The sequence below is a fragment of the Rhizobium subbaraonis genome, from assembly GCF_900220975.1.
Lineage (GTDB): Bacteria > Pseudomonadota > Alphaproteobacteria > Rhizobiales > Rhizobiaceae > Mycoplana > Mycoplana subbaraonis.
Genome location: NZ_OBQD01000032.1, coordinates 19,921 through 43,570 on the forward strand (window position 1 = coordinate 19,921; position 23,650 = coordinate 43,570).

Consider the following 23,650-nt stretch of genomic DNA (forward strand, 5'->3'; position numbering starts at 1 on the left):
TTAAAGGGCGGACGCCCAAATCCAGAGGGCGTCAACCTGCTCGGCGGGAAGCGCGAAGGCGACCGATAGATCGGCCACGAGCGGATGATCGCGTTCGATGGTGCCGGCCGCACGCCATTCGATCATGAGACCGGCGTGCTCGACAGGGTCGGCCACGGGGTCGCAGATCTCCGCGATTTCGGCCTCGACCATCGCCTCGGTGATGCCGATAGACAGAAGGCCGAGCAGCATCTGCCGGCGGGTGATCGCCGGCGGCGCCACCGGCGCGGGCTGGTAGGGCGGAATGGTATTTCCCTCCGCCTCCCACTCGGCGATCAGCTGGCGATGGCGGTTCCCCGGATCGTCAGGTACGCAAAACAGCGTGCCGTCGATCGTCGCACTGATGTCGCCAAAGGCATTATAGCCGTGCACCTGCATGTCAAAGCTCCGCATCAATATCGACGTAGGAGGCCCCCGCTCCCGCATCGACGATAATTGCCGCATCCGCCGCGACGATGTTCGTCGTGTCGGTAATGCCGAGACCGAAGCGGATTGCGTCTAGGCCTCCTGCGCCGAGTGCCAGCGATGTGCCGGCGTTGTACTGGAAACCGCCTGCCCCCTGCCGAAAGACGCGGAATGTTGCTGCGTCGCTCGCAGAGACCGCCGGCGTCGCGCGCTTGCGTGTGAAGGTCAGGACGCTCTCAATGCCGGTCGTCACCCGCGCGAACCCCACAGAATAGTAGGTCCGCGCGATCCGCTCGAAATAGCGCTGGCAGATCGCCAGCTCCTGCGCCAAATGACGCGGCGAGTAAGGGTCAAGCTCTCTCGAAGCATCTCCGGCGACGAGGGAATGCCGCATCGTTCGAAACTGGAATGCGCTATAGGGCGCCTTCTCCACGAGGGACAGTTGCACGAAGTCGTTGCCGGCAGCGCCCATCGTCTTCCCAGTGACAGACGGGATCTCAGTAACGATGTCGTATCGCTTCCATTCGCCCGTCCCGACGATCGCCGGAAGATCGACGATCACGGTGGTACTCCCGCTCGTGCCGAACGATTGCGTCACGCGCGGAATGAGTTCCTTCCCCGCCGGGAACTGCGCATAGAACGTCCATGTCGCCAGCATACCGCTTAGTGTTTTGACGTCTTCGATCCTCTGCATGAGTGGTGCGTTGTCGACGGTTGAGGCCACCGTGCAATTGACGAGCACGCCGAAAGAGGGGTTGCCGGGAACAGCGAGTGTGCCTGGCGAGGCATTGATCCGGCTGACGGCAACCGCTGCTGTACGCTGGCAAAGCCAACGATCCGCGTTGAACGCATTGCTACCGACGAAGCCAGAGCTTCCCCGCTGCCAGACATCAAAGTTGCCGTTGATGATCTTATTGCGGAAGCCTCCGAGAACGTCCGCATCAACATTGGCGCGGGCCTGCCCCTTCTCCGCAGCGGTCAATGCGCCGGCGCGTTTGCCGAGCGCCGCCTCGAGATTGCGGACGTGCCCCGGCCCCATCAGGCCGCGGCGCGTCGCATGTGCAAGATGGCTTGTCATCAGGCAGTCATCCTCTTGAGATCGGCGTCGCCAAGGGCGACGGGGAACATGACGAGACGTCGGACGCTCCCGTGCAGGACGTGGTCGGGATCGCCGTTGAAACGGTTGCCGACGACGATCGACGTGTGGTGCCGCCACGAGGTCAGCGGATCGACACGCGCGTCGCGGCCATTGACGGCGTATGCGGCGCGGGAATTTCCGAACGCGAGCGCCGCCTTCATCACCTGCCCTGGCACGACGAGGTCAAGTGCATTGCCCGCGCCGAAGTCGATGCCCCAGCCCGGGCTTGCGAGGACCGCCACGCGGTTCCCCACATGGCCGAGGGAGAGAAACTCCGTGCTGCCGGCCAGCGAGACGACCGTGTGCGACCGCGGTGGCGAGATCCTTGGAAGGATATACTCGACGTAAACGGTTCCCTGCGTCGTGCTTTGTGCGGCGGCGACGAGGTCACTGGTCGGGACTACCATCTGGTCAATCTGGCGGCCCGCCGAGGTGTAGATCGGCAAGCGTTCGATGCCCGGGGTGATCTGCACGCCCCAGAGATAGAAGCCTCCGACGGTGGGGTTGCCGACAAACTCGTCGGTCGCGTCTTCCTCGTGAATGCGGAATATGGTGGCGCCGCCACTGAAGGCCGGCGGACCCGAGACCTCGATGCGGTACCAACCGCCCGCATGGCGGGTGATGCTCCATGAGGCCCCGCTTTGCATGATGCCGCCCATGAACTCGTAGATCGCGCCCTCGCCGCGCAGATCGAGTTCGAGCACCATGGCTTCGCCTGTCATCTTGTCCTCGATCGACAGGAGATAGAGGTAAGGCGCCGAGTTCGGCAGACGCATGAAGAAGGACAGCGCGTAGACACCCGCCCCAGCAAGATTGATCTCCTTGCTGATCCGATGCTTTCCGGCGACCGCCTGATGCGCGACGACGCTCGCCGTCAGCGTGCCGTCGGGAGCGGCCACGGTCCCGCTCGTCGCCATGGTGACGCCGGTGAGGTCCCACGGCGCTGCGAAAGCGTTTGTGGTCGTCGGCCACATGCCGAGCCCAAGAGCCGCACCGGTGACGGGATGGAAATCGATCGCAGGCTCCGCCGCACCGAGCGCCACCAGCGAGCCGTTCGGCGCGCGACGGAAGCCCCCGGAGTTGTTGACGACCGTATCGCGGGTGAACCCGCTGAACCCGTCCGTCTGGGTGAAATCCAGATCGATCGTCGGCGTCGCGGCCACGCGACCGAGCACGTCGGATACCAGCCCTGAAAGAGCGGCCGCCGCCGTCTCGGCACGATCGGCCTGGCCCTTCGCCTCGGTCGCTTTGGTGGTTGCCGTCGCGGCCTGCGCGGCGGCATTGACCGCCCTGGCTTCGGCAAAGGCGGCCCGATCGGTCGCAATGGCGGCCTTCGCGGCCGACACGTCCCTCGCGTCAATCGCCGCGGCTGTGGCGGCCTGAACTTCCGCGCGCAAAGCTTCCAGCCCGTCGCTCGTTGCGTAGGGGCCGATGACCCAGCCGTTGCGCGTCCCCTCGCCGGTGCTGTTTTCGACGAGGACAGCGAGCTCGCCCGTCTCCCGGTCATAGGATGACAGCCGCCCGAGCATGATCGCGTCGAACGAGCCGCCCTCCGCCATGATGAGGAGGAAGCGGCTCGGGGCGAAATTCGGCCGCTGCTGCTCGGGGATGACGAAGCGCTTGATGCCGAGGCCGAACTCCTCGATCGAAGCCGAGCTCGCGGAGAAGATCGTCCCGAGGTGGGCGACCTCCATGATCCGGTCGTAAATCGGGAGAAGAGCATCGTCGATACGCTCAAGACCGACGGCCCGAAGCGCATCCACCTGCTCCTGCCAGTCCGGGGCGAAGAGGCGAAGTACCTCGATCGCGTCCGTCAGGATCTTCATCCGACGGTTCAGTTCCGCCTGGTCGAGCTTGGTGGAACGGGAAAAGGCTACGTCGGAATAAAGCGACATCAGATGGCCTCGTAACTGTCCAGATTTTCTTTGATCGCCGCAACGATCGAGCCGACGGCCCGGTGCGTCACGCCGGCGCGCGGGATGTATTTCCGCCCTTCATGCTCGAACGAGCGCGAGAACGTGATCTTGTACATGCGGTCAGGCTCGATCGCCGCCGCAGTCTGGGACTGCTTCGCCATGGTGGCTCCATTGGTGTCTGGGGGTGGTGCCCGGCCCATGAAGGCCGGGCGACGGATCAGAACGTCAGGTAGGTCAAGCGCTCGACGTGGAAGACCTCCGTCGCCGCGGTCAGCGTGCCATCCGAACGGATCGCGATCTGGTTGGTTGCCGTCGCAATCTGCGCCGACGTCCATTCGCATGTGCGGCGGATGCGCTTGCGCGTCCCGTCGCCCTCGCCGAGCACCTCGTCGACGACGGTCGCGGGCGCGATGTTGAGCACGTTGTGTTGCTTGTCATCGAGCAGGACGTCGAAGTTGTGGTTCGCCTCGTTGAAGTAATCGAGAATAGCGATGACCTTGATCGACTGCGACGCGGCCGGCAGGTTCCGCGGCAAGGTATGATGGCGGAACGTCACCGCCGGCCGCGACACCGTCACGTCGCTTCCGGTCAGCTTGAAGCCCGGCATCAGATCCTTCGTCCCGACGAAGACGGCACGGAACCGCACGAGTGCCGGGAGCCCGAGGAACGGGTTGCCAGATCCGCCGATGCGGAACCACGTGCCGCTTCCTTCCGGGCGGACCTCGAAGTGAAGTTCCGTGCCTGCGGGCGTGATGCCCTCAAACGCGATATCGATATCGTTGATGCCGCCTGAAAGGTTGAGCGAGGCGAGATCGAGTTCGAGGCGCGTGTTCGTGAAGCTGGCAAAGTTCGCCCGCATCATCATGTCGAGCGTCAGGTCGCCTTGGAAGAAGGCGCCATCGGTCGAGTAGAACAGCGTGCCGGCGCCGTAGTTTGCCCCCTGCGTTAAGCCGACGTAGTGATCACCGCTGGTGATCAGCACGAGGCCGTACCGTTCGCCCGCTTCGAGCGCGGTCGGCGCCAGCGAGATCCGCGTCCAGTGGCTCGCCGTTCTCGGATTGCTTCCTCTGACGAGATTGCCGGCGGCGATCGTTGTCTCCGCAATGACCCGCGAAAGGTCCGGCTTGCCGCCGGCCGTCTTCGTCAGCAGAACGCGAACATTCCCGGTCGCTGCGACCTGGGTGAAGTACAGATCGAACGAGGTCAGCCAGCCCGCCTGGGTGTTGAGGAAGGTCTGCGCGACCATCGCGCCGTTGACCGTAAAGTCGGTCGTGACGCGTTCCTGATAATACTCGACCTCGGTGTCGTACCAGAACTCTTGGAGGCGGATGAACTTCTCTTTCGCATTCGTATATGCCGCGTCGAAATCCGTCCCAAGAGCCTGATAGGTCCGCCCGAGCTTGTCGGTGAAGATACCCTTCGAATAGTCGAAGGTGCCCGTCTTCCAGAACTCCGAGTTGTTGCAGACCGTGCGCGCCAGGCCGAAGCGAAGACGCTTCGCGCTGAGAGCGATCGTCTTGAACTGCACCTCCTGATACTCGTACTGCGACAGCGAGAGCGGCTGATGATAGGCGTCGATGTTGAGACGCCGGACCTCCGTATACCGCGGCAGGCAAAGGCCGTTGCCAGCAACAAGCACCGATGGCTCCTGCGGATTGAACAGCTGGATGGCCGTCGCGGATGCGTTGGCATCGGGAAATCGAACGCCCTCCTCGACCTTGGCATAGTATCCGACGACGTCGGGATCGCTGATGCTCTGGTCGAGCGCGAGGAAATTTTCCGAGCCGTAACCCGAATAGTCGTCTTCGAGTTCGAGCATGTCTTTGATCGTTGCGACGTCAGCGAAGATCCGCGCAAGCACCGAACTATCCGCCATCTGCCGGAGGCGATCGTTGATGTTCGAGATATCGGTGCCGAGCGTCGTCAGTTGCTCGCCGGCCGCCTGCTTCCAGACTTCGAGCTCGGTCGCGCGAAGGTCCATCCGCTTGAGCGACATGAACTCGTTTTCGGTCGCCCGCTCGATGGCGTCGACACCGGTGGTGCCGAGCGTGATCCACGCGATGACGACGGTATCCGTCGACACCGTCGGCCGCTGCGGCGCAGAGTTCTCGGTACCGTAGACGACCTGAAACTCGGCGTAGCGCATCTTCTGCATGGCGACGCTATCCGGCTCGGTGGCGCCGGTGTCGACATCGATGAGAATGTCACGCGGCTCGATATTGGTCTCGATCTCCGACCCGATGACGACGACCGCGGCGATCTTCTTGGTCACGAGCGGAAGCCGGGACAGGAAGTCGATCTCGTGCGGCTCCTCGCGAACATAACGCTCGCCATTCGACCAGTATGTGCCGGGGGCGACGGTGACGGACGTGGTGCCGGTTTTGGACACGGTGAACTCGGAGAACTTCTTCTCATCGGTCAGCCCCTCGCGGACAAGGCGGTCAACGGCCTCAGCGCTGAAAACGCCGATGTTCGAAAGGTCGCCGGCCTGCAATTCCTGCCGATCGCGAAAGATTACCTGCTTTTCCATGTTTTCCTCACAGGTCGCGCACCCAAGTGCCGACGGTTATTGTTCCGACCTTGAGGCCGTCGCCGACATTGGCGGGGCGCATGGTCTTGGTGGTTACAAGGATCTTGTCTCGAAGCGACTTCGACAGGCGGACGGCCTCGATCGCCCGTCGGGCAGCCGCCTTGTCGGTTGCGACCGGGAAGCCGTGGACGAAGCGTTGAAGCGCAAACGGCGAGATCCGCGCCCGCTTTTGGATCGTGAGCCGGGCATGATACGCGGGCATCCCCAGGCGGGTTGCGCCGACGAAAGTCCGCGCATTTCGCCTATCCGCCAGGCGCGATTGATCGAAGAGAAACACCTGATCGAAGATCCGCAGGCGGGCCGATGACGCCGGGAGAAAGGTTCGGCTTGCTCCGTCTGTCTTCCGGTTCACGAACTCGGTCGCGACGCCGCCGAGCGAAGGGAACAACTGGCCGACGATACGCCGGCCGGGCAGCGATGCCCGTCGGGGCCTGACGTCGATTGGTTGATCAGAGGGCAGGATGCCGCTGACATGCAGATCCGACGTCGTCTCGGTGTAGCTGGTGTCGATCGAGATCGAGAAGCGGCGCGCGCGCGCGCCTGTGTCCAGCGTGAACAGCTTGCGGATCGGTTTGCGACCGGCGAATGCCGCTTGTCCCATCCGTCCGGGCAGAACAACCTCCTCGAAAGCCACGGCGGCGCGCTCGACCGAAGTCGACGTTCGCTCGACCCGCTTTACCGGCTCCTCTACGCCGGAAAGCGGGTCGAAGACGAAGGCACGTCGACCGATCCTTGCAACCGCATCCGTGAGGGCCGGGAACGCTCTCCCGCCCGGGAAGAGTGCTGGGAGCCGGTATCCACTCAAGAGATACGCGCCGAAGGTGGCCGCGCCACCGGAGCGGAAACGATAAAAGCGCACCTGCCGAAACCGGGCGAGATACTTCTCTCGCTCCTCCGTCGTCAGTGTCGGGTCAGGAATTGTGCTGTCCGGCGGGCGCCTCGCCGCAACCACCTCTGCCTCGAAGAAGCGAACTGCTTCCTTGATCCCTGTCAGCGTCCCTTTCTTGCGATGGAGCCGGTACCAAGCTTTTGCGACCGCCCTCTTCTTCTCGATGGGCCAGTGTCGGTCCCATAGGTCGGTGGAGAGGCCCCAAGCGACGAACGGGACGAACGCCTCGGGTGCTCGTTCCGGATCATGGATGGTGCGGAGCACCTCCGCCGCCTCGTCGAGGCGAAAAACGGCCGCATCGATCGCGCGCTCGAACGGCGTGCTTCCCGGCATGAGAACGGACTGCATCATTCGTCAACTCCCGCGGCGACGACCGAAACGCTAACCACCCGCACGATCTGCCGCGGGCCGACGACAACGTCAGCACCCGGCGAATGCAGGGACACGGAACGAACCCCGTCCACATGCAGGCGCGAAAAGATGGCCGAGAGCCGGAGATCTCGCCCGAGGAGCGCGTTCTCGGCCAGCCAGGTTTGAAGCTTGGCCCGTGCCTGCTCGACGACGATGGTTCCGTCGGGGCCGGGAAAGACCGTTATGCCGGCGGCGATCGAGACGTCGACGACTTCCGGCGCGAGCACCGACACGTTGTCGGTCAGCGGGCGGACGTCGTCGGCGCGCAGCGCCATGGCAACCGTTGTAAGCGCCTCCGCGGTCGGCACCGGATCGGCGCCGCTCGCCATGATGGTGACGACTACCTTCCCGGGCTCGGGCGAGATGGCCGTGGCGTCCCGCAGCGACGGGACCGCGGTCAATGCGTGATAGACGTAGGCATCGGCCGGGCCGGCGACCGAATACGCTTCGATCGCCAGGAGCACGCGCCGCCGAAGACGCTCGTCGTCTTCCAGTACCGCCGGGTTCAACGTCGTCGCCGGCGTGACGATAAGGCGAACGACACCGAAGTTGGCGGCGATGTGGTCGAGATCCGAGCCGACGGCACGCGCCAGCAACAGCGATCGGGCGGCGTCATTGAGGCGCGCGCGTAGGATGAGCTCGCGATACGCGCACGCTTCCATGACCTTGAGGGCAACCGAGCTTTCGAGTTGCAGCACGGGCTCGATGGCGGGGAAGCGCACAACGAGGTCCGCCTTCATCTCCGCGAGGATCGTCTCGAAGGAAAGCTCCTCGATGACGCGGGGGGCGGGAAGTGCCGAAAGGTCAACCTGGCTTGTCATGCCGTAATCCTCACGCCCTGTTCGGCCCCATTGAGAACGATGCGCTTCCCGCCCTCGGCGGCGAAGTCACCGAGCAGCGCGCGCGGGCGGTACTCGCCGGTGATTTCAACGCTGAACGCCCCCAGCCGATCGAGGGAAAGGGGCGTTATTTTCTTGATCTTGAAGCGGGGCTCCCACTGGTCGACAGCGGAAGCCAGGGCGGTGAAGAACGTGACGATTGTGTCCTCGTTCATCAGTTCGCCGAGAAGCCGCGGGACCATCGAACCAAACCACTCGCGCATAATCCGCTCGCCGAAGACCGTGGTGAACACCACTTCGAGCGATTGCACGACGTGCGGCCACCCGGCGATCAACTCGCCAGTGTGGCGATCGACGTCCACGCTCGGGTTACGAAGGTCCGCGGCCGTCTGCATGGGCTAGTCTTCCTTTTTCGCGCGCGATCTGCGCGTCTTCTCGGGCTCTTCGGGCGGTTCGGCATCCTCGGCCGGCTTCTCGCCTGCGTCTTTCGCATCGCCTTCATCGCCGGCCGCTTCCGGCACCGAGGCGCCCGGCGTCTCCGGTGCGGGATCGGCGGCGGGTTCTTCCGCGGGCTGGGCGAAGTGCGCCGGCGGGGCGATCTCGTCGCCGACCACTTGCAGCGTCACCCGGCGATTGTCGCCGACAGCGCCGAACGTCAGAAGGACGCGGTTCGCGTTGATCGACAGCGCCGCGACGAGGGCGCGCGGATGTGCGAGCCTCGCGCGGAGGATGGCTTCGAGGGTTTCGTTGTCTTTCTGCTCGTCCGACATGGGACCTCCTCAAGGGATACGGAAAAACGGCCGACCCGAGGTCGGGTGGCCGCAACTGGCCGCATCCCCTTCCCGGCAAACCGGAATGCCGAGGATGCGGAATTTCGGACTTCCCTGCGCCATCGTCGGCGAAGGGATATGAGGCGGAAGGAAGGGGGCGTGCCCGGCGACCATGTCGCCGACCACCACGGCCAGATTGCCGCGCACCCTGAACTTGCTCGCCTGCGCGCCAAGTTGGGCCCCGCCGGCGATATCGACACCGACGCACGCAATCCCGGGCATGGCGGATACCTCACTGAAAATCGTAGTCGGGCGCGACCATCTTTAAGCCCCCGCCGGTGAGCTCGAAGGTCGAGCCACCGCAGTCGATGAAGACCTTCGGCCCCTTTATGGTTAGGGCGTCCCCGGTCAGGCTGATGGTCCATGGACCGAAAGTCAGAACGTGCTCGTCCCCCTTGTTCCCCGGCGACGGGTTGCTCTCGCTCCACGTCATCGGGATCGCGATCGACTGCCGCCAGTCCCCGCCCGTGCCGACAATCGTCATCTGCTGGCCGATGCTCGGAGGCGAGTGGAGCTTTAGCGCGCCGCCGATCTGCGCGTACGGGATCGCCGGCGACAGGAACGGCTTTTCCGTCGTACCGCCCAACATCAGCCGGATTGTCCCGTTCTCGGCGTCGACCTCGTGGACCGTGCCGCTACGGACCATTCCCGACATTCGCCGCTCGGCGTCGACGATGCGCTTTAGGAGATCGCGGAGTTCGTTCATGGCACCTGCTCGTCCGCTGTCGCCTCGTCAACAACGCCCAGACCCGCTACCTCGACCGCCGTCACCGCGCTCGGGTCTTCCGGCGGAATGATCGCTGGCATTGTCCCGAGACCGGCCGCCTCGACATCAAGAAGTCCGAGCTCCGAAGCGGTCCGCCGCCACGTCGGGATGTCATCGCCGACGATCACCGCCCGAAGCATCGGGGCGAGTTGGCGCAACTCAGCATCGGCGTCGACGGCCACAAGGAAGGCTGCGATCGACGTCCCTGGCTCGGGCTCGGCCCCGAAGTCTGGCTCCGCGACCGCGTCAACCGTTATTACTATCTGCCGAGCGGCAAACTTCGTGCTGTCCTTGCTCCCGGCGCCACGGCGAGACGCGATCGATTTGATCGACGGCGCCAGGCGCTTGAAGACGTCAAACCAGATGCTCGGCGCCGAGCCCTTGTATGTGAGCGCCCGCATGATCTGCCGCGAGATCAACGAGAGCGTGATCTCGAAACCCGCGTCGGTGGCCGGGATCACCACGTCGAGCGCCGTCTGCACCTCGCCGCCGGCGACTTCAATCGTCTGCTGCACGTAGGAGGCGACAACGATCTCGAAGACGAGCTCGATCGTGCCGGCCGTGCCGACGACATCGCGGCCGGCAACGTTGAATTTCTCATCCTCGGTTGAGATGACGATCGCCGGCGCGGGATCTTTCGCGATCATCTCATCGATCGGCGCGATCGCACTATCGAACACCCGGGCGCCGGCGAGCGTAGCGTCCTCGATGAGACGCCGCGCTGACATGCGCAGCGCGAGAGCAACAATTCCGCTCATGTCATCCCCCGGTCGGCGTCGCGCCCTGCGCGAACTGGATCAGCAGACCACCGCTCTCGGGAAAGACGGCGGTTATGGTGCATCGTTGAGCCCCTCGCTCGGTCAGTTCTACAACGTCGTTGCGCCGCGGCTTCCAAGGCAGCGCAGCGGCACCGACGTGATCGATCCAGAGCTCGGAGGAGAGGGAGGCGAACTGAGCCGCTCCCGATAATTCGGTGCCCCGCATCTGCCCGCGGAGATCCGCGGTGCGGGGGGAAATGGACACGGTAGCGACCGTGTCCGCCGCTTCACGGGCGGGGTCGGGACCGTGGGAGTAGTCGCCTCCCACCATGCCGAATAGGCGAATGCCCTCGCCTGTCTGCTCCGATATATCGACCTGGACTTGCCGGTCGAACTCGTCAAAAAGCGAGGGCATTTTGTCTCCTGTCGGTTTACGTGCGCTTTGCGCGCATCAGCGCTCCCGGGCGGGTGGCGATATGCAACGTGTTCGTCTGCGTTTCGCCGAGGACACCCTTGCCGTTCTGCATGGGCCACTGCTTTGCGTAGCGAGCGCGGCCGAGAGTGTTGACCGTCTCGGTATAGTCCGCCGGGGCGTAGTAGGTCCGGAACATGCCGGGGATGCCGACGGGCACGAACTTCGCGAGGTCGGTTGCGATGCCCAGGAGCGCGCCGTCGCCGGCGTCGTCGATCGCGCCGTAGTTTTCCCACACGATGCCGCCGAACTCGAACATCGGGTTGGAGGAGCGGTTCCTGCCGATGTAGCTTTCGCGCAAGATCTGCGCTTCACTCCAGCCCTTGTACGTCTCGCGCACTTCCTTGTGACGGAGGATGTCGTCGAAGAAGTTGTCGCCGACGAACGCGTGCAGGTAGTCGAAGGGTACGCCGCCCAGGGCCTTCCGGGTGGAGCGGATAACCTTCGTGCAACGCTCGCGCAGAATGCCGTCGACCGGGGTGGCAGCGTCGAGATCGAAGTCGATTTCCGCCGGCTGGGCGACGCCGAACTTCGTGAAGAGGTTCAATGTCTGGCCGCCTTTGTAGGAGACGATCCCCTGCACGGCGCCGATGCGCGCGTATTCGTCGGTCAGGTCGAGGTCGGCCAGGTTGATCGCGATCTTCTGCGCGACAAGCCCCTGCACCGTCATCAGCTGGGTCTCGGACCCGTAGGCGCGGATGCCCTGGACTTCGTCGGCAACCACCGACCAGTCGCGCTGGAAGTGCGGGATCGAGATGTTCTCGATCGAGCGCTTCGGCATGTCGCGCTGCTCGCCCGCCGACCCGCGCGGCGACGGAGCGACAAGCTGGATGGTATCGCCGATGCGCTCAAGGGCGATGGTCAGCGTGGTGACGGACGTGGAGGAGAACAGGCCGAGTTCTCCGAGCCGACCGGGGCGAACCTTGCGGTCGGCGATTGCGTCGGTCAGCGAGGTGACCGAGAACGCGTCATTGTTGAAAATATCGAGCATCTCGACGATTTCCCCATTAAAAAAGCCCGCTCAAAGCGGGCCGCGGATTGATGGACTGGTGGGTTGCTTTAGCGGACGATGATGCCCGCCGCCGCGAGTTGCGTCGCCTTCGTGGTCTTCTCGGCGTCGGTGTCGACGCTCTCCTCGTAGGTAAGCGTCGAGGCGTTCCATTCGGCGTCGCGCACAATCGCAGTCACCTTCTGGTCTTCGGCGGTGGCATCTACGCCGTAAAGCGTGATGCCCTTCGCGGTTTCGGCCCCTTCGAGGCCAGTCTCGGAGGCGACCGGCGAAGGTGCGTATTTCTTCGAGGCGGTAACCTGCCCGACTACGGTGCCAGGCGCGACCACTCCGGAGCCCGCGACGATCGTGATGACGTCGCGCGAGCGGTGGCCGTTGGCTTCGGAAAACAGGCCTTCTCCGGGGTGACGGCCTTCGGTGAACTTGGTCATGTTGAGGATCTCCGTTGATCAGGCGCCGCGAATCAGGCGGCGCTCGTGTTGCCGAAAGCTCTCGCCCACCCGCCCTTGATATTCTCGGCCGTGGGCTTGGGGTCGTTGGCATCGGAGCCGAACTCCGGCATGCCCTGGGCGCGCTGCTCGATCGTGAGCGGCGTCTGCGTAGCGGCCGCCGGCTGCCCGCTCGGCGCGGCGGCGAGAACCTTGCTCGCCTCGTCGGCGCTCATGGCGGTGTCAAACGCGAGTGTTTGCGCCATCGCTTCGCGACCCTTGGCACCTTCGCAGGTGAGAATGCCCTTGATCCGGGCGGTCGCCTCCGCGGCGCCGTCCTTTTTGCCGGCGGCGGTTGCTTCGGCGCGCGCCGCGGTGACCGCCGAGTTGTGGGCTTCCAGCGAAATGCTGCTGGCCGTCGTCGTGGTGTCCTGACCGTCCATACGGGGTCTCTCCTTTGTGGACTTGCCCCCGCTGGACGCGGCGGGCCGATTGAGTTCTGACAGGATGTCCTCGAAGGTGCCTATCCGGTCGGCTAGGCCGGCCGTTATGGCATCCTGCCCGAAATAGGTTCGGGCTTCCGTGGCGCGGGCTTTGTCTGTCGACAGGCGGCTCGCGCCCCGGCCCGCCTCGACCGTTTCGAGGAAGCGATCGAGGAGGGTATTCGCATCGCGCTGCAAAGCGGCGCGGACGTCTTCGGACAGCGGCCCGAAAGGGTGGCCGTCGACCTTGTGCGCACCGGCGTGGATGAGCGTGGGGCGAACGCCCTTCTGCTGCATCTCGCCGGATCGATCCATGTGCAGCATGACGACGCCGATGCTGCCGACGAGCGAGGTGGGCGAGACCACGATCTCGTTGGCTCCGGAGATAATTCCGTAGCCTGCACTGGCCGCGACGTCGTTGACGACCGCGACCACCCGCTTTTTTGCCGCCAGGCCGCGGATTTTCGCGGCAAGACCGAACATGCCGGTCGCCTCCCCGCCGTAGCTGTTCATGTCGAGAATGACCGACTGAATTTCGCCGTCATTCGCGACGTCGTCGATCTGCGCCGCGATCCCCTCGTAAGATGTCAGGCCGGAGCTTGCGCCGATCCACGCGCCTCGGTTTACGAGGGAGCCATCGACGGTGATTATCGCTGTCGAGCCGACGGCCCGAACGAACGAGCCGCCACGAGTTCGCCGGGTGGTACTTCCGACAAAGCGGGTGGCTTCGGGCTGCGGCGCGATCCGGTCAAGGTCCGCAGCCGCAGCCCCTTCGCCGTCTTCAAGGCCGGGGAGGATGCGGCCCTCAAGAACGGCGAGCACGATCTGCGCTTTCGCCGGGTCGATCAGGAGCGGGCGGTTAAGCACCCGATCCGCAATTCGCATGAGGTGGGTCATGGCTACCTCGGAACTATGGCGAAACGCCGGGGGCGTCCGCCTTTGCTTATCGCGCACGCGTTCTCCGCCGCGAGGATTTCTCGGTCGAGGCGGCCGAGATCCGCGGTTGTGTATCTGGCACGCCGGCGGACGCCGTTGCCGCTCTCCTGCTCGAACTCCACCAGCGACTGCCCGGTGATCAGTTTGTCCCGGATCTCCCGAAGCTGGATTGCCCGAGCACAGGGGTCGTTCTGCTCAATCGCCATCCGGCGGCTCCTTGTCTTCCGCCAGGGCGGCGGCTTCACGTTCGGCTTGGGCCGTCTCGCGCTCCACCTCATCGGGAAGTCCGTAGACTTCGCGGAGCTGCTTCTCCCGGGCGCGCTGCGCATAGACATCCTCGATGTCGAGGCCCAGATCGTTCGCGATCGCCTCGTCGGTGATCACACCCATCTTGCGGTAGGTCTCGTGGGCCTTGGCCGTCTTCAAATCGTCGGCCTGCGGTTTCGGAGCGCCCTGCCACACGGCACGACATGCTGCGGATCGGTTGGCGAGAAACGCTTCAAGCCCACCCGGGAATGGGATCGATCCAAGCTCTATCTCCTCCTCAAGCCATGCCTCGTAGATCGGCTGGCACCACGGCGAGACGATAAACTTTCGACGAGCAAGCGTGATCGGGAAGATGTCGTTCACAGACATCCGGACCCCGGTATAGGTCTCACCATTGTGATCGCCGGTAGCGCTCGAATAAGTCAGGCCGAGGCACCGAGCCAGTTCGCGCATCAGATGCAGGGAGAAATCCTTGTATGCTGTCGCGGGATGCTCGGGAGACAGGAACTCCATCTTCTGCCCGGGGAACATATGGGCGATGCGCCCACCGATCCCGACATCGATCGAGTTGCCATCGTACCAACCCGACTGCGCTTCGAACCATGCCTCGAACGGCGAAATGCCGGTCGCAGCGAGTTTGCCCTGCTCTTGCACCGACAACAGGCCCTGGATGATGTCGTCTGTCGGACTGTCAGATGTTATCGCCGCGGCAAAAACGTTCTGGATCAACGACGTCATCAAGGTGGCGTCCGCAAGCTGGTCGAACTGCTTCGCCACCTTGAGCGCTGGCACGAGCGGGGTGATCCCCCGCACCTGGCCCGGCAGCCCCATGAATACATGCAGCACTTTCGGCCGCCCGTACGCGTCGCGCGCCGGCACCCGCACCTCATACTCACCGAGCAGGGGGTCCTTGCGCTTGGCGAGGTACCCGATGGGAAAGTTGTCGGCATCCATCTGGACACCTGAGACGATCCGGCGATATGGGTCTGTCACATTATGAAGCCTCGACGGCGGCAGCAGCCGGACCTTGGTGCCATAGCGGGAGCCGAACCGGCGACGCCACGGGATTTCCGACAGGATCTCACCCGTCACCAGCCAAGATCTGAAAGCCGCATCTTGCTGGGCAGCGAAGGTCCGGCGGCCCTCGATATCGCACTCGACTGCGTTTTCCGCCCACAGCCCGAACCGTTGCTCGACGAGTTTTCGCCAAGCCTGGGCCGAAGTCTCGTCCATGCCAAACAGTTCGTTCTCCGGCATGCAGCGCAGGCGGAGGCCGGTACCGACGGTGTTCGCCACCGCCTGATCGAACATCCCGCTGATCCAGCCGCTGTTGTGAACGAGATCCGTGGCGCGTGCCGCGGCCTGCTCCCAAGCTGACGCGACATCATCATTGGTGTCGCGAAGTGCCGGCCGCCAGCCGGTCATTGTGATACCCCGGCCGCCCTTCATAAATTCCGAGCGGGGAGTAGGCGCAAGAATGCCGCTTCCCGCCGACGCGACATCGGCGGGCGCGGCATCCCGCTTACGCGGGATGCTGGGAACAGATCGCATGGTTACCTCATTCGGCTTCCGAGTGACCGGAAGCGGCTGCGCAGATCCGCACCGGCAGGAGCCGGCGGGACTGGCTGTTCATCGTCGGGCGGGTCCGGCACTTCCGGTTCATCCTTGGGGGCGACGGCGATCTCATCCTCCTCGCCCCACTGTCGAACTGTCCCCTCGGGGATGGCATGCACGTTAAGCGAATAGCCCGCGGCGGCGGCCATTGCCTCGCAGTCGAGGAAATGGTTGTCGCGACGCAGCTTCACCCACTTCGGCTTTGCTGACCCTGCCTCGATCACGCGGTTTTCCGAGACCACCTGCCTGGCATACTCCTCGTCGACCTCATCATGGAGGAAGAAGGCGCCGACCTGATCGAGCGGGGTCTTTACTCGCGAGTGTACGAGGCCTTTGAAGAAGTCCGTATTCAGGTGAACGAGGTTCAGCGAGTAAGGCTTCTTAGAGCCGTCCGGCTTCACCTCAATCGTGTTCACATGGTAAGGTCGCCCCGCCAGCGTGTCTCGCCCCTTGGTGGGCGAGCACAGGAACGAATAGCGCCGGCAGAACTCATAGACCTTGTGCTCGCTGCCGGCGTCGGGTTTGTCCGGTCGGAAGCCACTGTCGATAAACACCTTCTCCACCTGCATTCCGCCAACCGGCGACAGCATGATCCCGGCAAGGTCAGTCCACACCTGATCCTCATCGGATCGTCCATGCAGGATGCCATGATCTACAAGCCAAGATGTGCCGCGAGATCCGAAACCACGGATCACGTAGACGAGGTTCCGCTTGCCGACATCGACGCCCATCGTCAGGCGGATTATCTGACGGGTGACTTGCCGAGGCTGGTAAGGCAGCTTGTGCTTGAGCAGTTCCTTCCAATCGGGCAGATCGCCGCCCGCTCCCTCTGAATAGAGTTCCCCAAAGTTCGCGTTGGTGGCGGTCTGGATCTTATCCTCTTCGCCGGTGTTCAATGCGGTCACCATGCGCTCGGCGCGCAAACCCCATTTTACGAAAGGCGAAGCCAAGCCAGATGTCCACTGCGAGTACGTGTTGGTGTCCGGCAAGTTGCGGTTCTCGCGGGCATCGTCAATCGTCTGACCCGGAGCGACCATCAATCCGCGGGCGTTCATGCCCGCCTTGTCGCCCTCGTCGATCACGCCGCCACATGTCGGGCAACATAAAAACGCCTCCCGTCGAGCCTGCGCAGGCGTCGCGCCCTTCGGCCAGCGTAAATGTTTCTGCATCGGCACGAAATAGGTGTGGCAATGCGGGCACGGCCACGCCCAATGATGACGGGTGCCGTCCTGCCAAAGCCGCCAGATCGGACTTTCTATCTCCTCTTTCTTTCCCGGCTTCCAGAACTCGAGACCGCTGGCCGGATCGATTTCTGTCTCGACGATCCCGCGGGATGGTGTTGACACGATCAGCGTGACGAAGTCGGCGTAAGTGTCGCCGCGCGCCTCGACTAGGCCGAGTGGGTCGCCCTGCCCTTTGATGTTCGCGCTCATCTCGTCGTACTCGTCCACAAACGCCAAGGCGGCAGGGTCGGATTTCAGCGCAGTCGAGGAGCCGGCGTGCGCCAGGCGAAGCCGAACTCCGGCGACAAGCTTAAGCGTCTTTTTCATGCGCTTGCCGCGCATGACTTTCGCCGCGAGCGTCTTCGCCTCGTCTAGCAGCCCCATGAGGCGCGGCTCGAACTGATCCGTCAGGAACTCTTTCGACGGCCCGACATAGATCATCGGCGCCGGCCTCGTATCGAGCCGCTCGCCGATGACGTCCATGATCGTCTCGGTCTTGCCGGATTGCGCCGCAGTCACGCCGACGGCCCGGGTATAAAGACCGGAAGTGGCGGCCCGACCGAGCGGCACCATGTAGGGAGTAAGGTAAGGATCACGCGGACCCGGCAACGCGGTCGCTTCTGGATAGACGCGGTTGTCGCGTCCCCATTCGTCAGGCGTCGTCGCTTCCGGCACCGCCAGGGAGGTCGCCACCCTCTCGAAGAGTTGTGGCAAGTGCCACCATTGCTTCCGCGATGCGGTTGAGGCTTCCATTCACTTCGCTCTCAATTTTCTTTCGCACTGCCAGATCTCGCGTGACGCGCTTCGGCACTGCCGATATCTCAGATCGGACTTTTCCGACGAGCGTATCGATAACGGCGTGCGCCTCGTCGATCGGGATCAACTCCCGCCGTTTCTCAGCGATGCGCATGTCAATTTCAGTGGCTTTCGCTTCCTGCATGCGGGAGGCGGTTGCGGACTTGGAGGAGCGGCGCTCCTCATCTTTCAGAAAACGAATGTAGCCCTGCACGACGCCGACGAGCGGATACATCCCTTTCCGCACCTTCGGGATGTACTCCATTTTGACGAGTTGCCGGACGCGTTCTTCGGAGATCATCAGAAGGCGCGCGGCCATCGCCAGCGGGATGGTGCCGGCCTGTTGCTCTTCCGACATTCAACAATCTCCGGTTTATTATGTGTTTGGAGTTGCTCTTTTTAGACGTGGCAATAACACACCACGCACCATCAAAAAGGAGCATGCCATGACCTCGAAACTGCATCCCGCCGACATCGCCGACCGCCAGAAAATCGCAACCGCGACGCACTTCAACGTGCACCTTCGTCGCGGACCGACCGAGAAGATCAACGAAGAGGCACCGACCTTGGCGGAGGCTGTGAAGATCGCCGATCGGATCAGCGCGGAGAGCGGCAGCAAGCCCCCGATGATCTACGCGATCACGCCCGACAAGATGACCGTGTTCGTGCCGAAAGACCTTGTCGACGCCGCTCGGGGCGACGAGGCCATGAAGGCGCCGCTTTCGAACAACCAGATCGCGCAGCTGACCGCGATCCTGACCGGCGGTGGCTTCAAGCGTGCCAATTCCAAGGAAGCCGCACAGGTGCGGTTCGTCACGGTCGCGATCGAGAAGGGGATCAGCGCTGACAAAGCCGCCGATCTTCTCGCCGGACCATTCAATTTCGCCGAGCACATTCTGCGCGAGCACGTCGCCGGCAAGCCGATGACGATTGAGCAGGTTGAGGCAGGGCGGCAGTCGATCGAGCCCGATGCCGGCGCGGCTGCGGCTGGAACTTCGGCCGAGGAAGCCAAGCCGCCGCGGGCCGGCGGCAAGCGAGCCGCGATCCTTGAGGCGGCCCGCGCCGGCACTTTGCCCGAAGCGCCGGACTTTTCCGCAGCCACGCACGCGCGTTTCCGCGACAAGCTGGCCAAGCTGGTCGCTATGGCGAAGATCGGCGATCTCGATGGACTGCGATCCGTCGCCATCAACCCGGTCTCTTCGAGCCCGAAAGCAATGCTTAGGTACCGGGATCTTTGCGTGCTTGCGTTAGAGGCGAGACGTATTTAAGGCCGCCCGATTGCTAAAGCACCCTGGCGCGATTGCCTCGCTCTAGCGAGGGTGCTTCTGCTTCGCATTCTTGAGGATCCGTTTGTTCGCGGTCACGAAATCAAGCCCGCAGTTCGCAAAATCGGCATCGTGCGACACGACAATGTAGCCATTCAAACGGCAATGCTCGCGAATTACGATATCTGAGAAGTCTATAGCGCCAGTTCCCGCCTCATTGAAGAAGTCACTCATTATACAATGAGTGCCGACAGCCGGCTCATAAAGACAATCATCCAATATATTTAGACATGTGTCCCGAACTGTCTCGATGTAATCCTTGAATGAGGGAAGCTGCCTCCGCTTTTTGAATTGCCTTTTGCTCGGATCGTCCGGAAACTCCAAGTCGTACTGAATTCTACATGCGCGATTAAATAATTCACCAAGTATATAATCGTTAACAACGATCTCATTGCTTTTCTTGATGGCTTCCGAGTAAAAGTCGCTATAAATGGCGGTGTCGGGCCGCGGATCGAAACCATCGATCGCGATCCATACATTCGTGTCGAAGAGGATTTTCCTGTTAGAGAACTGGCATCCCTCATACGCGCTAAATATCGTCGGCATCGTTTCCGCCCGCATGGTCCTCAAACACACTAGTCACCCGGTCCGAATTCTTGAAAAACTCCTTCGCCCTATCCACTACCAACTTCAGGCGGCTAAGGTGCCAAGCCTCAAAATCGACCGGCGGCGCAAGGCGCTGCCGAATTTCCTCTTCCGAAAACTCCCCATACAACTGACCAACGGCAGCATTTAGAAAAGCCGTGGTCATTCGGGTAATGCCCGAAAACGACAGGACCACACGATCGCCATCGGCGACCGCTTGTTGCACAATTTGATACACGCGCTGGCCATCGGAGGCAGAGACACAGATGCCACCACCCACGATCGCCGCAATTGGTATTCGCACTGTTCTCATTGAATTTCTCTCACCATATGTCGCGCGGATCCGGAGACGATTTTAGATCATAAACGTGATCGTCGTTTGTCATAATTTCCAGGACAACCGCGGTACCTGGAAATGGGTTCCGTAGTCTCGCTGTGGTAACCTCTTTTCCTGATTGCCGCCACAGCCCCTTGTTCGACACGACCAAGAGATTTCCCTTGTTGAAATGAATGAAATCTCGAAGGAGCTTCAACCCCAGACCGCCCGGTATGTCTCCCCGCCGCGATGTGTTGTTCGACTGCATGGCCCAGTCGATCGCTTGCTCGGGGCTTTTGTAGGTAATTCCGGCGGAGCTCAACGACCCGTCTATGCCACGCCCGCCGTCGGAGATTGCAAAAGATAACCGAGCGCTTCGTGGGAAAAATTGGCCCGTCGCCACCACCTTGACCGGCGAGTGTGAATGCAAGGAGCAATTAGCGAATAGCTCGTCAATTCCTTCAAAAATCTTCCCGGTGAGAGCTTTGCTCATCTTTGGCATTTCCTTTCTGCCAAGATGGAGACGTGTATATGCAGCGAATTCCACTTCTTGGGAGAGGGAAAAGAATTTCACTGGAATTGTGGTGTGGTAACTATCAACAGCACTGTCGGTAAGAAACCCGTTCTTCTTCAATATTAATAAGACATCCTCCTTGAAACCTCGCAACTTAATAGTGTTTCCCTGCATGCGCGCATGAGAAACAATGGTAAGAAGTGGCCCAGCTAGGTGACCGTCGATCCAGAAGACATTGGTAAAGTCTATAGCCACGACGGCATCGCGGAAATGAGATAAGCGATTGTGCAAGTCCGCCAGTGCGTCAAATCCGCGCTGATCGGTTCGAAGCTGATACGCCCCGATGGGGACATTGTTCGCCTGCGAGACAGATGCTGAGGAAACCATAATAAACCATTATGCTCCCGGCTCTCCAGTCACAAGGCGTTCCCGGCTTAAAAGCACAGGAAATGAGGCGGCGCCGACTAAGTCAGACTAGGGCCGGCCCCGTCACGTTCCAAGCCACAACGAGGCCCGGCCCACGCCGGGCCTTCGCTATTTCCCACGCCTTCGCGTCATAGTGCGGGTCGGATGGGAACGGCGGGCGCGCCTTGCACGCCTGCCCGAATTCGTAGGCGCTGACGTGGATCGTCGCGCCGGCAACATCTGCAGCGGAAAGCTCACGCCCCACCTGCACAACATGCCGCCGCGCATTCGGCCAGGCCTTCGCGAGGCCTCGCGCAAGAACGCCCGATCCAGAAGCACACCAAACCTCATCCGGCTCCACACCGGTCGACCGCGCTGCTGTGGCAATGGCATCGATCGCCTCAGGCATGTCCACGCCGAAGGGTGCAAGCATCGCTCCAGTGGCCTCGCAATATTCGCGGGCGCGGGCCTGAACCACTGTGAGATAGCCTGGCGATACCTGCCACACCGTCGCCCCGAGCGCCTTCGCCATCAACGCGCGAGGGTGCGGCTGCTTCCGCTTGGCGACGAAGAGCGTCGCCTTTTTGCCAAGTTCGCGCGCCGCCCAGGCGAGCGCCGTCTGCGCGCCGCCCTCCGCAGGGGTCGCATACACCACCTCCTCCGCATCGTCGAAGAGGTGCACGAGATAGCGAACTTTGGTGCCGCCCTCGATCAGATCGTCGCGAACAACATGGATGCCGTCGTGCTCTATCACTGTCGGTGGCGGCAAGTTCAAAGCTTCTCTCCCCACTGCTGGTCGCCGTCGGGCGCCGCTTCCCCAACGGGGGCAATCTCCCCGAATTCGACCTCGCCGGTCGCCTCGACGGCGCGCTTTGCATCGCCTTTCACGAAGACGAGCACATTCTGATGGGTCTTACCCAGCTTCCGGCTCGCCTCGAATTGCTTGCCGGCGCGGATCGGCAGCGATCCGGCCGCCGTGACGAGGATGGCCTCATTGTAGAAGTCCAGTCCAGCCCGCCGAAATGCCTCGATCGTATCGGGCACGAAGCCGTAGTACCTGCCGCGCTTATCGCGGACCTCGCCAACGACGAAGGCCGCGAACCGATCAGGCTTGAGCAAGGCGCAGGTGGTGGCGATGATCTCGAAATATGCCGCCCGAAACTCCTCGTAGCCGAGCGTCGATAAATCCGCCGGATCGTCGGAATAGACTTCAAGATCCGCATAGGGCGGGCAGGAAAAGACAAAATCCGCCTCCGTCCCCGCGCAATGCTCCCCGATCTTCCGACTATCGCCTACGCGCCAATCCGGCACCGGATCGCCGCAAATCTTCTCCGCCTGGGTGCGATTTGCCTCAACCTGTTCCGTCCGAAGCTCGCCGCCGACGTAGCGGCGACCGAGCGCCGATGCCACGATGCCGCGGACTGAGCCGCCCGCGAAGGGATCGAGGATCACGCCGCCTGGCGGGCAAAACCAGCGATAGGCAAGCTCGCAAAGGACGGGATCGAAGATGGAAGTGCCCGATTGCGGGGCGCCTTCCATCTTGATTTCTCCCAGCGTCAGCCCTGCCGGCGCGACGCCCCCGACGACGTGCTCCCCGCGCATCAAGTCTTGTCCGAACGTCGCTGCTTTCCGCTTGCCGTTCTTCGCACGCTTCGCCGGGTTTGGCTGATTGATCGTGTCGGAGAACTTCAAAAGGTTCTCGCCGCGCCCGACTTCGCTCTGAATTCCGAGTGACAGCCACAGGCGCTTGCGATCCTGCCACCATCCTTCCCGCGCATTCAGAACCGAGAACGGCGCAATGCCGAAACGCTCGGCGAGCTTCGGCCGCGGGTCTTCGTCGGTCGATGCCGCCGGATCGGCCAGCAGCTTTTCGAGCGATTTCGCGTCGAAGCCGGTCAGATCCAGCACAAAGCCCTCGTCCTGCAAGAACGAGAGTTCCATTTTCAGCAGATCGTCGTCCCACTCCGACGTCTCTGCCAAGCGGTTGTCGGCCAGGGTGTATGCGCGACGCTGCGCCTCGGTCCATCCTGTGCAGTCGATAACCGGCACCGTGCCTTTTGGGAGGACGCGCCCACTCGGCAGCTTGATCGGCTCGTCGGCCGCGATCATTTCGAGCGCGGCGAGGCGCCGGCCGTGCCCAGCGACAATGATCCCGCCATCGTCGATGTCGGCGAGGATTGGGTTCGTCCACCCGAATTCTTTGATTGAAGCCCGGATCTGCGCCACCTGTTCTGGCGGATGCGTCCGAGCATTTCGAGAATTTGGGGTCAGGTCAGCGACCGGCAAAAGCCGGGCGCTGATGCCCGCCTCGGCGGTGGCGGTCATCTGCATTTGCTGCTCCATTTTCGGGGAAGTTCAATAAAATTTCATCCAACCCAACCGCGATTTCCGAAAACTGAAAGACGCGCAAAGATCGGGGGGCAGAAGCTCCGCGCCGGACCCTCCTTGGGGAAGGTACCTAGCCCGGGAGTAATATTCTTTCGCGGCCCAGCAAGAGAGCATCGCGCAAATCCATTTCCCTCTCAGGGGGTGTGTGGAATGACGTTGCTCTATGGCAGTAGGCGGTTGAGCTCATGGGCCACGCGCTTGATGAGCATCTCGTCTGTCCGTCGTCGAATGATTTGAGACTTTTTGGGCGTGGGAAGAATGGAGTTTCCGGCTCGGTTTGCGGGTTGATTTAAGCCGCTTTGGCCTGGTG

The 23,650-nt window shown here is 62.6% G+C and carries 26 protein-coding genes; 1 reads left to right on the forward strand and 25 read right to left on the reverse strand.

The window, feature by feature from the left end; all coding sequences use genetic code 11:
- From CRO48_RS28545 to CRO48_RS28640, 20 genes are all read right to left on the reverse strand, one after another.
- Positions 1-417 carry a hypothetical protein gene (locus CRO48_RS28545; RefSeq protein ID WP_097143075.1) on the reverse strand — a complete coding sequence of 139 codons (417 nt, stop codon included), beginning with the start codon at positions 415-417 and terminating at the stop codon, positions 1-3.
- Position 418: 1 nt separating this feature from the next.
- The gene (locus CRO48_RS28550) at positions 419-1,522 is read right to left on the reverse strand and encodes a hypothetical protein (protein ID WP_097143076.1); all 1,104 of its coding nucleotides are present in this window, start codon (positions 1,520-1,522) and stop codon (positions 419-421) included.
- Positions 1,522-3,477: a phage head spike fiber domain-containing protein gene (locus tag CRO48_RS28555; RefSeq protein ID WP_097143077.1), complete on the reverse strand. Its 1,956-nt coding sequence runs from the start codon at positions 3,475-3,477 to the stop codon at positions 1,522-1,524. The genes CRO48_RS28550 and CRO48_RS28555 overlap by 1 nt, the downstream gene beginning before the upstream one ends.
- Complete coding sequence (locus tag CRO48_RS28560; protein ID WP_097143078.1) at positions 3,477-3,659, reverse strand: hypothetical protein; 183 nt, start codon at positions 3,657-3,659, stop codon at positions 3,477-3,479. The genes CRO48_RS28555 and CRO48_RS28560 overlap by 1 nt, the downstream gene beginning before the upstream one ends.
- A gap of 56 nt (positions 3,660-3,715) precedes the next feature.
- Complete coding sequence (locus tag CRO48_RS28565; protein ID WP_097143079.1) at positions 3,716-6,028, reverse strand: hypothetical protein; 2,313 nt, start codon at positions 6,026-6,028, stop codon at positions 3,716-3,718.
- A gap of 7 nt (positions 6,029-6,035) precedes the next feature.
- Entirely contained in the window at positions 6,036-7,328 is a 1,293-nt protein-coding gene (locus CRO48_RS28570) for a phage tail protein I (protein ID WP_097143080.1), read from the reverse strand.
- A complete protein-coding gene (locus CRO48_RS28575) occupies positions 7,325-8,209 on the reverse strand; it encodes a baseplate assembly protein (RefSeq protein WP_097143081.1) in 885 nt (294 codons plus the stop codon). The genes CRO48_RS28570 and CRO48_RS28575 overlap by 4 nt, the downstream gene beginning before the upstream one ends.
- Positions 8,206-8,622, reverse strand: coding sequence for a GPW/gp25 family protein (locus tag CRO48_RS28580; protein WP_097143082.1), 417 nt, complete (start codon positions 8,620-8,622; stop codon positions 8,206-8,208). The genes CRO48_RS28575 and CRO48_RS28580 overlap by 4 nt, the downstream gene beginning before the upstream one ends.
- A 3-nt stretch (positions 8,623-8,625) precedes the next feature.
- Positions 8,626-8,997: a hypothetical protein gene (locus CRO48_RS28585; RefSeq protein WP_097143083.1), complete on the reverse strand. Its 372-nt coding sequence runs from the start codon at positions 8,995-8,997 to the stop codon at positions 8,626-8,628.
- Positions 8,998-9,006: 9 nt separating this feature from the next.
- A complete protein-coding gene (locus tag CRO48_RS28590; protein ID WP_097143084.1) occupies positions 9,007-9,279 on the reverse strand; it encodes a PAAR domain-containing protein in 273 nt (90 codons plus the stop codon).
- Positions 9,280-9,289: 10 nt separating this feature from the next.
- Complete coding sequence (locus CRO48_RS28595; protein ID WP_097143085.1) at positions 9,290-9,763, reverse strand: phage baseplate assembly protein V; 474 nt, start codon at positions 9,761-9,763, stop codon at positions 9,290-9,292.
- Positions 9,760-10,581: a hypothetical protein gene (locus tag CRO48_RS28600; protein ID WP_097143086.1), complete on the reverse strand. Its 822-nt coding sequence runs from the start codon at positions 10,579-10,581 to the stop codon at positions 9,760-9,762. Before CRO48_RS28600 ends, CRO48_RS28595 begins: the two co-directional genes overlap by 4 nt.
- 1 nt (position 10,582) lies before the next feature.
- Entirely contained in the window at positions 10,583-10,996 is a 414-nt protein-coding gene (locus CRO48_RS28605) for a hypothetical protein (protein WP_097143087.1), read from the reverse strand.
- 16 nt (positions 10,997-11,012) lie between these two features.
- The gene (locus tag CRO48_RS28610) at positions 11,013-12,044 is read right to left on the reverse strand and encodes a major capsid protein (protein ID WP_097143088.1); all 1,032 of its coding nucleotides are present in this window, start codon (positions 12,042-12,044) and stop codon (positions 11,013-11,015) included.
- Positions 12,045-12,112: 68 nt separating this feature from the next.
- Entirely contained in the window at positions 12,113-12,493 is a 381-nt protein-coding gene (locus tag CRO48_RS28615) for a head decoration protein (RefSeq protein WP_097143089.1), read from the reverse strand.
- Positions 12,494-12,525: 32 nt separating this feature from the next.
- Positions 12,526-13,869 (reverse strand): S49 family peptidase, encoded by a 1,344-nt coding sequence (locus tag CRO48_RS28620; RefSeq protein WP_097143090.1) that lies wholly within the window; start codon positions 13,867-13,869, stop codon positions 12,526-12,528.
- 2 nt (positions 13,870-13,871) lie between these two features.
- Positions 13,872-14,114, reverse strand: a complete 243-nt coding sequence (locus CRO48_RS28625) for a hypothetical protein (protein WP_097143091.1) — start codon at positions 14,112-14,114, stop codon at positions 13,872-13,874.
- Positions 14,104-15,600: a phage portal protein gene (locus CRO48_RS28630; protein WP_176526933.1), complete on the reverse strand. Its 1,497-nt coding sequence runs from the start codon at positions 15,598-15,600 to the stop codon at positions 14,104-14,106. The genes CRO48_RS28625 and CRO48_RS28630 overlap by 11 nt, the downstream gene beginning before the upstream one ends.
- Positions 15,601-15,728: 128 nt before the next feature.
- Complete coding sequence (locus CRO48_RS28635) at positions 15,729-17,765, reverse strand: terminase gpA endonuclease subunit (protein ID WP_097143093.1); 2,037 nt, start codon at positions 17,763-17,765, stop codon at positions 15,729-15,731.
- Positions 17,665-18,165 (reverse strand): hypothetical protein, encoded by a 501-nt coding sequence (locus CRO48_RS28640; RefSeq protein WP_097143094.1) that lies wholly within the window; start codon positions 18,163-18,165, stop codon positions 17,665-17,667. The genes CRO48_RS28635 and CRO48_RS28640 overlap by 101 nt, the downstream gene beginning before the upstream one ends.
- An 88-nt stretch (positions 18,166-18,253) precedes the next feature.
- Here CRO48_RS28640 and CRO48_RS28645 point away from each other — a divergent pair, with 88 nt between their 5' ends.
- The gene (locus tag CRO48_RS28645) at positions 18,254-19,075 is read left to right on the forward strand and encodes a hypothetical protein (RefSeq protein WP_097143095.1); all 822 of its coding nucleotides are present in this window, start codon (positions 18,254-18,256) and stop codon (positions 19,073-19,075) included.
- Positions 19,076-19,117: 42 nt separating this feature from the next.
- On the opposite strand, the gene CRO48_RS28650 is transcribed toward CRO48_RS28645, so the two are convergent.
- From CRO48_RS28650 to CRO48_RS28670, 5 genes are all read right to left on the reverse strand, one after another.
- On the reverse strand, positions 19,118-19,678 hold the full coding sequence (locus tag CRO48_RS28650) for a PIN domain-containing protein (RefSeq protein ID WP_097143096.1): 561 nt from the start codon (positions 19,676-19,678) through the stop codon (positions 19,118-19,120).
- A complete protein-coding gene (locus CRO48_RS28655; protein ID WP_097143097.1) occupies positions 19,662-20,030 on the reverse strand; it encodes an STAS-like domain-containing protein in 369 nt (122 codons plus the stop codon). Before CRO48_RS28655 ends, CRO48_RS28650 begins: the two co-directional genes overlap by 17 nt.
- Positions 20,031-20,040: 10 nt before the next feature.
- Positions 20,041-20,934, reverse strand: a complete 894-nt coding sequence (locus CRO48_RS28660; RefSeq protein ID WP_097143098.1) for a hypothetical protein — start codon at positions 20,932-20,934, stop codon at positions 20,041-20,043.
- 82 nt (positions 20,935-21,016) lie between these two features.
- Positions 21,017-21,727, reverse strand: a complete 711-nt coding sequence (locus CRO48_RS28665) for a pyridoxal-phosphate dependent enzyme (RefSeq protein WP_245423702.1) — start codon at positions 21,725-21,727, stop codon at positions 21,017-21,019.
- Positions 21,724-23,283 (reverse strand): ParB/Srx family N-terminal domain-containing protein, encoded by a 1,560-nt coding sequence (locus tag CRO48_RS28670; protein WP_210202042.1) that lies wholly within the window; start codon positions 23,281-23,283, stop codon positions 21,724-21,726. Before CRO48_RS28670 ends, CRO48_RS28665 begins: the two co-directional genes overlap by 4 nt.
- Positions 23,284-23,650: the final 367 nt, after the last annotated feature.